This window comes from Propionivibrio sp., from assembly GCF_017995515.1.
Classification (GTDB): domain Bacteria; phylum Pseudomonadota; class Gammaproteobacteria; order Burkholderiales; family Rhodocyclaceae; genus Propionivibrio.
Map to the genome: position 1 here is coordinate 24,051 of NZ_JAGOIT010000034.1, position 10,005 is coordinate 34,055.

General features: G+C 60.8%; 7 protein-coding genes and 4 pseudogenes. 9 read left to right on the forward strand and 2 right to left on the reverse strand.

Going from position 1 to position 10,005, the window contains the following annotated elements:
- Positions 1-27: 27 nt before the first annotated feature.
- Both KBA32_RS07645 and KBA32_RS07650 read left to right on the forward strand, forming a co-directional pair.
- Positions 28-2,859 carry a valine--tRNA ligase gene (locus KBA32_RS07645; protein ID WP_294357145.1) on the forward strand — a complete coding sequence of 944 codons (2,832 nt, stop codon included), beginning with the start codon at positions 28-30 and terminating at the stop codon, positions 2,857-2,859.
- 64 nt (positions 2,860-2,923) lie between these two features.
- On the forward strand, positions 2,924-3,376 hold the full coding sequence (locus tag KBA32_RS07650; protein ID WP_294357147.1) for a thioesterase family protein: 453 nt from the start codon (positions 2,924-2,926) through the stop codon (positions 3,374-3,376).
- A gap of 12 nt (positions 3,377-3,388) precedes the next feature.
- Here the strand turns inward: KBA32_RS07650 and KBA32_RS07655 are convergent, their stop codons facing one another.
- Positions 3,389-3,886 carry a disulfide bond formation protein B gene (locus KBA32_RS07655; protein ID WP_294357149.1) on the reverse strand — a complete coding sequence of 166 codons (498 nt, stop codon included), beginning with the start codon at positions 3,884-3,886 and terminating at the stop codon, positions 3,389-3,391.
- Between the two features lie 164 nt (positions 3,887-4,050).
- Between KBA32_RS07655 and KBA32_RS07660 the strand changes: the two genes are divergently transcribed.
- The 4 genes and pseudogenes from KBA32_RS07660 to KBA32_RS07675 form a co-directional block, all read left to right on the forward strand.
- Positions 4,051-4,770, forward strand: a complete 720-nt coding sequence (locus tag KBA32_RS07660; RefSeq protein WP_294357151.1) for a winged helix-turn-helix domain-containing protein — start codon at positions 4,051-4,053, stop codon at positions 4,768-4,770.
- Positions 4,757-6,172, forward strand: a complete 1,416-nt coding sequence (locus tag KBA32_RS07665; RefSeq protein WP_294357153.1) for an ATP-binding protein — start codon at positions 4,757-4,759, stop codon at positions 6,170-6,172. Before KBA32_RS07660 ends, KBA32_RS07665 begins: the two co-directional genes overlap by 14 nt.
- A 176-nt stretch (positions 6,173-6,348) precedes the next feature.
- Positions 6,349-6,561: a hypothetical protein gene (locus KBA32_RS07670; protein ID WP_294357155.1), complete on the forward strand. Its 213-nt coding sequence runs from the start codon at positions 6,349-6,351 to the stop codon at positions 6,559-6,561.
- 223 nt (positions 6,562-6,784) lie between these two features.
- Positions 6,785-7,129 (forward strand): annotated as a pseudogene (locus KBA32_RS07675) (IS1595 family transposase); the annotation flags it as partial.
- A 177-nt stretch (positions 7,130-7,306) separates the two neighbouring features.
- Here KBA32_RS07675 and KBA32_RS07680 read toward each other — a convergent pair.
- Positions 7,307-7,522: pseudogene (locus KBA32_RS07680) on the reverse strand (integrase core domain-containing protein); the annotation flags it as partial.
- Between the two features lie 637 nt (positions 7,523-8,159).
- Here KBA32_RS07680 and KBA32_RS07685 point away from each other — a divergent pair.
- The 3 genes and pseudogenes from KBA32_RS07685 to istB form a co-directional block, all read left to right on the forward strand.
- Positions 8,160-8,330, forward strand: a pseudogene (locus KBA32_RS07685) (NAD-dependent deacetylase); the annotation flags it as partial.
- Between the two features lie 87 nt (positions 8,331-8,417).
- Positions 8,418-8,834 (forward strand): annotated as a pseudogene (locus tag KBA32_RS07690) (IS21 family transposase); the annotation flags it as partial.
- 73 nt (positions 8,835-8,907) lie between these two features.
- Positions 8,908-9,693, forward strand: a complete 786-nt coding sequence (istB, locus tag KBA32_RS07695; RefSeq protein WP_294357157.1) for an IS21-like element helper ATPase IstB — start codon at positions 8,908-8,910, stop codon at positions 9,691-9,693.
- Positions 9,694-10,005 lie beyond the last annotated feature (312 nt).

Here is a 10,005-nt window from a genome sequence, read left to right on the forward strand (position 1 = left end):
TTTCCTTCACCTGCACCCCTGCATCCTATGGAACTCGCCAAGAGCTTTGAGCCGGCTGACATTGAGCGCCGCTGTTACCCCGACTGGGAGGCCAAGGGCTATTTCGCCGCTGGCCTCGACACGGACAAATCCGACGCCTTCTGTATCCTGCTGCCGCCGCCGAACGTCACCGGCACCCTGCACATGGGCCACGGTTTCAACCAGGCGATCATGGATGCGCTGACGCGCTACCACCGCATGCGCGGCGACAACACGCTGTGGCAGCCGGGTACCGACCACGCCGGCATCGCCACGCAGATCGTCGTCGAACGCCAACTCGACGGACAGGGCATTTCGCGCCACGACCTCGGCCGCGAGAAGTTCCTCGAAAAAGTCTGGGAGTGGAAGGAATACTCGGGCAACACCATCACCCGCCAGATGCGCCGCCTCGGCACCTCGCCGGACTGGACGCGCGAGCGCTTCACGATGGATGCCGGCCTCTCCAAGATCGTCACCGAAACCTTCGTGCGCCTCTACAACGAAGGGCTGATTTACCGCGGCAAGCGCCTGGTGAACTGGGATCCGGTGCTGCATACCGCCGTTTCCGACCTCGAAGTGGTGAGTGAGGAGGAAGACGGCTTCATGTGGCACATCACCTACCCGCTGGCCGACGGCTCCGGGTCCCTGACGGTGGCCACCACGCGCCCGGAAACCATGCTCGGCGACACCGCCGTGATGGTGCATCCGGAGGATGAGCGCTACAAGCCCCTGATCGGCAAGATGGTCAAGCTGCCCCTCACCGATCGCGAAATCCCGATCATCGCCGACGCCTACGTTGACCTCGAATTCGGCACCGGCTGCGTCAAGGTCACGCCGGCGCACGACTTCAACGACTACGCCGTCGGCCAGCGACACAAGCTGCCGATCATCTCGATCCTGACGCTCGACGCCAAGATCAACGAGAACGCGCCGGAAAAATACCGCGGCATGGACCGCTTCGACGCGCGCAAGGCCGTCGTCGCCGACCTCGAAGCGCTCGGCATCCTGGTCAAGACCGACAAGCACAAGCTCAAGGTACCGCGCGGCGACCGCACCGGCGTCGTCATCGAGCCGATGCTCACCGACCAGTGGTTCGTCGCCATGTCCAAGCCCGGAGTTGGGCCAAATTCGGACGGCACCAGCATCGTCGGCAAGGCGCTCGAATGCGTCGCTTCCGGCGAGATCAAGTTCGTGCCGGAGAACTGGGTCAACACCTACAACCAGTGGCTGAACAACATTCAGGACTGGTGCATCTCGCGCCAGCTGTGGTGGGGCCACCAGATTCCGGCGTGGTACGACGAGCAGGGCAACGTCTACGTCGCCCATAACGAGGAAGAAGCCAAGGCACAGGCCGCAGCCAAGGGAATCAGCGGCGCACTGATACGTGATGCCGACGTGCTCGACACCTGGTATTCGTCGGCGCTGTGGCCGTTCTCCACGCTCGACTGGACGCCCGAATGGCCCGAGAAGTCGAACCCCGCGCTCGACCTCTACCTGCCGTCGACGGTGCTCGTCACCGGTTTCGACATCATCTTCTTCTGGGTGGCGCGCATGGTCATGATGACCAAGCACATCACCGGCAAGATTCCGTTCAAGCACGTCTATGTGCACGGCCTGATCCGCGACGCGGAAGGCCAGAAGATGAGCAAGTCCAAGGGCAACGTGCTCGATCCGATCGACCTGATCGACGGCATCGGCATCGAGGATCTGGTGAAGAAACGCACCACCGGCCTGATGAACCCGAAGCAGGCCGAACAGATCGAGAAGCGCACGCGCAAGGAATTCCCGGAAGGCATCCCGGCCTTCGGCACCGACGCACTCCGCTTCACCTTCCTCTCGCTCGCCAGCCCCGGCCGCGACATCAAGTTCGACCTGCACCGCTGCGAGGGCTACCGCAACTTCTGCAACAAGCTGTGGAACGCCACGCGCTTCGTGCTGATGAACACCGAAGGCCACGATTGCGGTTTCGACCCGGTCACGCCGAACATCTGCCCGGAAGGCCTGCACTTCTCGTTCGCCGATCGCTGGATCGTCAGCAAACTGCAGCGCACCGAAGCCGAGATCGCACAGCATTTCGCCGACTACCGTTTCGACCTCTTGGCCCGCGCCATCTACGAATTCGTCTGGGACGAGTTCTGCGACTGGTATCTCGAACTGGCCAAGGTACAGATCCAGTCCGGCGACGAGGGTGCTGCTCGTGCCACGCGCCGGACGCTGGTGCGCGTGCTGGAAACGGTGCTGCGCCTCGCGCATCCGCTGATTCCGTTCATCACCGAAGAGCTGTGGCAAGCCGTCGCCCCGCTCGCGCAACGCAAGACGCACGAGTCGATCATGCTTGCTGCGTATCCCAAGTCGCAGCCCGAGCGCATCATGCCGGCCAGCGAAACCAAGGTGCAGGAACTCAAGGACCTCGCCTACGCCTGCCGTAACCTGCGCGGTGAAATGAACATCTCGCCGGCACAAAAGCTGCCCCTGATCGCCAGTGGCGACGCCGCCGTGTTGGCCGAGTTCGCGCCCTACCTCAAGGCGCTGGCCAAGCTCTCCGACATGCAGATCGTCGACACGCTGCCCGATGACGCTAACGCCCCGATCGCCGTCGTCGGCGAAACACGGCTCATGTTCAAGATCGAAATCGATGTCGCCGCCGAGACCGAACGCCTCTCAAGGGAAATAACCCGGCTTGAAGGCGAAATCGTCAAGGCAACCGCCAAACTCGCCAACGAGAGCTTCGTCGCGCGCGCACCGGCGCAGGTGGTCGAACAGGAGAAGAAGCGCCTCGCCGACTTCATCGCCACCGTCGAAAAACTCCAGCCACAGCTGGAACGCCTCAAGCGTTCCTGAAAGCAAAGCCGCCGGAGCGTCAGAACAGGCGCTCCGGCGGGCATGTCACGTCTCTGAATCGGCCATGCCAGCGATCCACATCAAACGTTTTACCGTCGACCACAACGCCATCGACGTTCATCGCCACGTCAACAACCAGGAGTACCTGCGCTGGATGCAGGACGTCGCCATCGAACACTCGGCGGCGCAAGGCTGGCCGATGGCGCGTTACCTCGAGACGGGCTCGTCGTGGTACGTCAAATCGCACTTCATCGACTACCTGCGCCCCGCCCTGCTGGGCGACAAGATCGTCATTGCGACCTGGGTATCAGGCATGTTCGAGCGCAACTCCCCGCGACAGACGCTTTTCCTGCGCGAGGGCGACCGCCAGATTCTGGCGCGTGCCGAGACTCAATGGATTTTCGTCAGCCTGCGCAACGGCCGGCCGGTCGCCATCCCAGCCGAGCTGCGCACCGCCTTTGACCTTGTCGAGACGGAAGCCGACGCACTCGCCCGACTCGAGGCCTGCCTCGCGTGACGAAAACCGCGGTTACGACCGGCCAGACCGATCGCGCCGAAACAGCTGCCAAACGGCAATAGCGAGCAAGGCCAGAAAGCACAGCCCGGACCAGTTGGCCAGCGACAGCCCGAGGAAACTCCACTCCTTGTTGGTGCAGAACCCGGTGACCATGAACATCGACGGCCACTGCGCCCCGAGCCAGTCGACGATCCGTTCGAGCAGCGTCGGGTCGCCAAAACCGCATTCCGTCACCGCCTGCGGCGCGTACTGCATCCAGCTCTGCTGCACGGCGGTGATCACGCCCCCCAGCGCCACCAAGCCGAACAGAGCCGCCCAGAACCGGCTCATTCCCGGCAGTAAGGCTCCACACACGCCGATGACGGCGAGTACGATGTACAGCAGGCGCTGAAAGTTGCACAGATAGCACGGCTGCAAGCGCGCCAGTTCGCCAAGGATGAGACCAGCGGCCAACAGCCCCAGCGACACGATCGCCAGCGCCGCAAAAACAATTCGAGTTGATAAACGCATAAAAGAATTCGGATCAGAAGTGGAGTCGCGAGGAAGAACATCTGGCCGCGATTCTAAGTTAATCGTCGGATCGCGCCAAACGCAGCACGAGGCTATTGGCTGCACAAAGCAGTGCTAAACTGTCGCGGTATTTTTTCGTGCAGCCAACCCGCCAAGATGACAACATGAAGACACGAATCCTGCTGGTTGAAGACGACGAACGTCTCGCCGACCTGACCGCTGAATACCTGCGCAAGAACGATTTCGAAGTTTCCATCGAAGTACGTGGCGACACGGCCGAGGCAAGAATTCTTGCCGAGGATCCGGAACTCGTCATTCTCGACGTCATGCTACCTGGCAAGGACGGCTTCGAGGTCTGTCGGGCCGTGCGCGAAAAATACAAGGGCATCATCCTGATGCTCACGGCACGCGACGAAGACCTTGACCAGATTCTCGGCCTCGAACTCGGTGCGGACGATTATCTGGCCAAACCCGTGCAACCGCGCCTCCTGCTCGCGCGGATCAAGGCCTTGTTGCGCCGCGCGCCGGGGACAGCAAACCCGACTGACCAATCGGCCGAGTCCGGCGACGGCGCCGAGTTATCCTTCGGCACCTTCACCATCAGCCAGGCGACGCGCAGTGCACACCTCGGCAGCGACGCCATTGATCTAACGACTGCCGAGTTCGACCTGCTCTGGCTGCTCGCCCGCCACGCCGGTAGCATCCTGTCGCGCGACAATCTCCTGCAGGAATTGCGTGGCATCGGCTTCGACGGCCTCGACCGCTCGATCGACGCACGCATCTCCCGGTTGCGCCGCAAACTGGGTGACGACCCGGAAAACCCAAGCCGCATCAAGACCGTTCGCGGGAAAGGCTACCTGTTCAGCAAACATGACTGGCAATAGTCCCCAAGGCGGTCGGCTGCTGAACATTCTCGGGCGATACAAACCGGCCCCATGGCGCGGGCGCTACAGCCTGTCGCGTTTGTTCCTCAACTTTTACCTGCTGGTGATGGGGTCGTTCATCGCCATCGCTTTCTTTGCCGATTTCGTTATTTCGACCGCCGTCAAGGGCATCACCGACGACTACACCAGCCGCTTCATGCGCGGCACCATCGTCCTCATCGAGGACGAACTCTTCCGGCGACCACGCTCGGAATGGCCAAAGACGATCAAGGCGCTCGACGCCAAGTTCGCCTACCGCCTGAGCATTATCGAACGCTGGACACTCAAGTTGCCGGCGAAGCAAGCGGAAAAACTCGATTCCGGCGAACTGGCCATCGACGCCGAGGGTGATGTCATCTATCACCGGCTGAAGCAGACACCACAGGTGCTCAAGGTCGGTCCGATTTCGCCCGGCGCCAACCCGGATCAGCCGCGCATCCTGCCGCTCGATTTGCGCATCCGGCTGCTGACCTGGAGCCTGATCGGGCTCTTCCTCGCCATCGCCGTCTGGTTCTGGGTCCGTCCCGTCTGGCGCGACCTCGAGGCACTGCGCCAGACGGCCCGCGCGCTCGGCGAGGGTCACTTCGAGACGCGTTCACCGGAAGCTCGGAGCGGTGCCTTCGAGTTGCTCACCGAAACGCTGAACGGGATGGCTGAGCGTATTCAGCGCCTGATCGCAACACAGAAAGAGCTGTCGAGCGCGATCTCGCACGAACTCCGCACACCGATCTCGCGCATGCGCTTCGCACTCGAGATGCTGACCGAAACCGATGAGTGCGAGGAGCAGGAGCGCCTCTGGCAAATGATGAACGTCGACCTTGAAGAACTCGACAACCTGATCGACTCCAGCCTCACCTATTCGCGCTTTGAGCGTGAGCAACCCGAGCCGCACCTCACGGCCATCGAGTTCGCGCCGTGGCTCGAGGAAGAAGTGGAGTCGATGCGCATCCTCGGGCGCTCGCTGGAACTCTCGGTCGATTGCAGCAAGCTGCCCGACGCGCAGGAAGTCGAACTTGACCAGAAGAGCATGCCCTACGCCGTGACTAACTTATTGCGCAACGCCATCAAGTACACGAAGACGAGGATCGCGGTCAGCACCGAAGTCGTCGCCGGACGCATCCGGGTTTACGTCGACGATGACGGAATCGGCATCCCGGCCGAAGAACGCCAGCGCGTCTTCTTCGCATTCACCCGCCTCGATCGCTCGCGTGACCGTGCAACCGGCGGCTACGGGCTCGGACTGGCGATCGTCCGGCTCGTTCTTGAGCAGCACGGCGGCACCGTCACGGCAGACGAATCGCCCTTGGGCGGGGCGCGCTTCACCCTTGAGTGGCCATTGTTACAGAACGTCACCCAAAGCTGACGAAGCCGCTAAAGACACCTCTCAGGACCGCCGCTACCATCAATCGATCGATGAGCAGGTCACCGGAGTCTCTCCATGTCCAAATTCAATCCCGCATCCAAACTGCCTCTATTCCGCACCTGCCGGGCCACGGCCATCGAATCGGTACCGACATTGGTCACGGAAGGGTTCGGAGCTTGAATACCATGACCAAGCACCCAGTCACCTTCCCGGTTGCCGAAGGTCTTGGCATATTTGTTGGAATTATCGCCTGGGATCTGCTGACCGACGGTCGCGTGGATATTGCCAAAGCGCTGCTCATCGCTGCGCCGTGCACGCTTGCCTGGTTTGGCGTTCGCTACTGGAAGCAGAAGGGCAAGGACAAGACAGGAAGCGCACGCACCCGGTGATACCCGAGTCGGACCCTCGCAAAAAAATAGGCTCTGTCTGAATTAGCTGTAGAAGCGAACTATATTGAAAGCATGGTTCTACCAAAGGAGGTGAATCATGCGCCACACAGCGTTTGTCGAGTTTGTTGCTCAACTCAAGCAACTCACGCCAGAGCAGCGGAAGCAACTAGTTCGACAGCTGATGGGTCGAGAGTCGGCGCCGGCGCCACGCGCCACGGCGCCGCTACCGGCACCGACGGGTTGTCCGCATTGCAGCGCTGCGGTCGAGCGCCTGGGGTCATGGGGCCAAAGTCACGGACTCAAGCGTTATCGTTGCCGGGATTGCGGCCGAACCTTCAACGCCCTGACCGGCACAGCCCTGGCGCATTTGCGCAAGCGCGAACAATGGACGCGCTACGCCGAAGTCTTGATTGAGGGCGTCAGTCTGCGCGAGGCAGCCCACCGTTGCCAGATCGACAAGAACACCGCGCTTCGGTGGCGCCATCGCTTTCTGCGCGACGCCGCCGGACACCGAGCTGAACACGAAGCCGGGATCGTCGAAGCTGACGAAACTTTCTTTCTCGAATCCTGAAGTGGCCCCCTGAGTCAAGACAGTAATGCAGTCAGTTTAAGCAGCACATTCGACCTCACACGCAGCTGGACGGCGCTGCCCCGGTTTTGCCTTTGCTTTTGTTGTTGTCTCTGGACTTGCCTTGGTGATGGAGGAATCCCCTGTGGAGCGTAGCGGAACAGGGGATTCCTCCATCGCGCCGCCAAACTTGTCCACGATCAAAGCACCGCCACCCACGCCACTTCGATACACAACATCCGGCGTTTTCTGTCCCAGCGACTGGTGTGGTCGCTCGCCGTTGTAGAAGGCGAAATATTCGGTCAGACCGACCAACAATTCGCCCATCGAGGCGTAGCCCTTCAAGTACACATCCTCATGTTTGACGCTACGCCACAGCCGCTCGACGAAGATGCCGGGTATATTCCTCGTCGATCAGGCGGCTGAGCAGCAGGTCGCTTTCATCAACCGTCTTGGGCCGTTGCCGCGCATAGACCGTGGCTCGCGAGACGCCGGCCAGTCGGCATTGCTGCACGTGGCCATTGAATCCCCAGCATCAATCCACCCATGCCGAATCACGGCAGGCTGATCCCGGACTTTTTTTGAGCCAGCCAAGTTCCATCTTCAACTTGCCAATCTCGCTGTAGAGAAGCTCTGGCTCACGGTGTGCAGCCATCCGCGAGAAGTACCCCGGAGGATGGGAACAGTGTCTCAAAGACCATGAGCGTCTGATCGGCGGCCGCGTCTGGTTTGACGACCATTTGCTTCGCGATGGGGCAATGAATCCTAATGACATCGAATTGCTTATCGACGAATGGACGGAGTTGGGCTTTCAGCCGATGGAAGAGCGCAATGGCGAGCGAAGGTGGAAAGATGTTTGTGTCGTTGAGTCGATGTTTGGCGGGGCGACCTTGCCGTGCGAATGGCTGACCATCGGTGAGGATGGTTGCTCGGCCTACCTGACAGGAACTGATCCTGGACCAACACAGTCGCGGCCACCTCGACAGGCACGTGTAGGGGAGTCGGGGTGACAGGGTTTTCAGGAGAGGAGTTGGCGAAGCGTTTCAATGCAGCAGCGCATCTGATCGACCAGGCCGATAGCCTGATCATTACAGCCGGTGCTGGCATGGGCGTGGATTCTGGCCTGCCCGACTTTCGGGGTGTGAGCGGCTTCTGGCAAGCCTATCCAGCCCTCGGTCGGTCGAAGATCCGCTTCGAGGAGTGTCACCAGCGGTTGTAAATTGACACATGCCAGCGATTGAAAGTTGATACACCGAACTGAGAATATCGGCGTTTTTTTGAGGCGCCGGTGATCACGAATGAGGTGTATATGGAAATCGAGGTTTTGAGGAAACACGGCTTCAGTCTTCGGCGGATAGCGGCAGAAGTGGGCTGTGCGGTAAACACGGTACGCAGTCATCTGGCGACGGGAGAGAAGCCGAAGTACGAGCGTCAGAAGAAACGGCCCAGCAAGTTGTCGCCGTACGAGGGCTACCTGCGGGAGAGACAAGCATCGGCGCATCCGCACTGGATACCGGCGACGGTGCTGTACCGGGAGGTTGCGGGACAAGGCTACCAGGGAGGGATGAGCCAGCTGCGTGCTTTTCTGCGCAGGATCAAACCGACCCTTCGGCCTGACCCGGTCGTCCGCTTCGAGACGGCGCCGGGCGAACAAATGCAGGTCGACTGGGTTGAGTTTCGCAAGGGGCGCCAGCCGCTCTATGCTTGCCGTCGCAACATCCGCTGGCCGTGTATGAGCAACTCCTGACCCAATGGCGGGTGGAAACGGCGATGCTGCAATGAACCTGCAACACGAACGCCTGCGGTTTCTGTGCGAAACCCTCAACCTACCTTTCGTTGCCCAGGACTATGCCAGCGCCGCCCAGTGCGCGGCGGAAGCCGGAACGCCGTACAGCGACTTTCTGGAATCCTTGCTGAAGTCCGAAGCCGCCGGCCGGCAAGTCAGAAAGCAAAGCATGATGACCCGTCTGGCTGGATTCCCCGCCATCAAGACCTTGGAAGACTTTGACTTCACCTTCGCTGCCGGCGTCAAGAAGAGTCAGATCGACGAATTAGCCGGTCTGGGCTTTGTCGAGCGGCACGAGAACATCGTGCTGGTCGGCCCGTCCGGCGTCGGCAAAACACATCTGGCGATTGCGCTGGGCTACCGCGCTACCCAGGCTGGCATCAAGACCCGGTTCACCACGGCGGCGGATCTGTTGATGACCTTGTCGGTCGCGCACGCACAGAACCAGTTGAAGACGGTCATGCAACGGGCAATCAACGGCTACCGATTGCTGATCATCGACGAGATTGGCTATCTGCCGATGAGTCGGGAGCAGGCCAATCTATTCTTCCAGGTCATTGCTGCCCGCTATGAGCGAGGGTCGCTGATCGTCACCAGCAATCTGCCGTTCGGTCAGTGGGATGCCACCTTCGCCCAGGACGCGACGCTGACCGCCGCCTTGCTCGATCGCCTGTTGCATCATGCGCGCATCGTGCCGATGGCTGGTGAGAGCTACCGCTTGAAGCACCAGCGTCAGGCCGGCATGGTTCAGCTCAGGAAGGAGGTGGCGAACGGTTGAGCGCCGCGCTGATCGCGCCGCCTTCCGGTCGGGCCTTCGGCCCTCCCTCACGGCAACGCGATCAGCGCCAACGAATTTCCGGGGTGTATCAGTTTTAAATCGCCGCCTAACCAAAATCTGTATCAGTTTTGAATCGCTGTTGACAAGGAGATCGCCTCGCCAGCCACATTCGAAAGGGATCCAACGCTAGCAGCCCGTCGGACTTGAGTTGGCCTGACGGTGAGCAATTGAACCGCGGGGTCGTTTTGGCGGGCTTTTTGGCCGTATTGTCGGTTTTCTTGGGATTTTCACGGCTTTTTCATTCCTGAAGAC

Excerpts from the sequence above, each read along its gene's own strand:
- KBA32_RS07655 (WP_294357149.1), bottom strand. The coding sequence starts at position 3,886 with ATGCGTTTATCAACTCGAATTGTTTTTGCGGCGCTGGCGATCGTGTCG.
- KBA32_RS07650 (WP_294357147.1), top strand. The coding sequence starts at position 2,924 with ATGCCAGCGATCCACATCAAACGTTTTACCGTCGACCACAACGCCATC.
- KBA32_RS07660 (WP_294357151.1), top strand. The coding sequence starts at position 4,051 with ATGAAGACACGAATCCTGCTGGTTGAAGACGACGAACGTCTCGCCGAC.
- KBA32_RS07665 (WP_294357153.1), top strand. The coding sequence starts at position 4,757 with ATGACTGGCAATAGTCCCCAAGGCGGTCGGCTGCTGAACATTCTCGGG.
- KBA32_RS07645 (WP_294357145.1), top strand. The coding sequence starts at position 28 with ATGGAACTCGCCAAGAGCTTTGAGCCGGCTGACATTGAGCGCCGCTGT.
- istB (WP_294357157.1), top strand. The coding sequence starts at position 8,908 with ATGAACCTGCAACACGAACGCCTGCGGTTTCTGTGCGAAACCCTCAAC.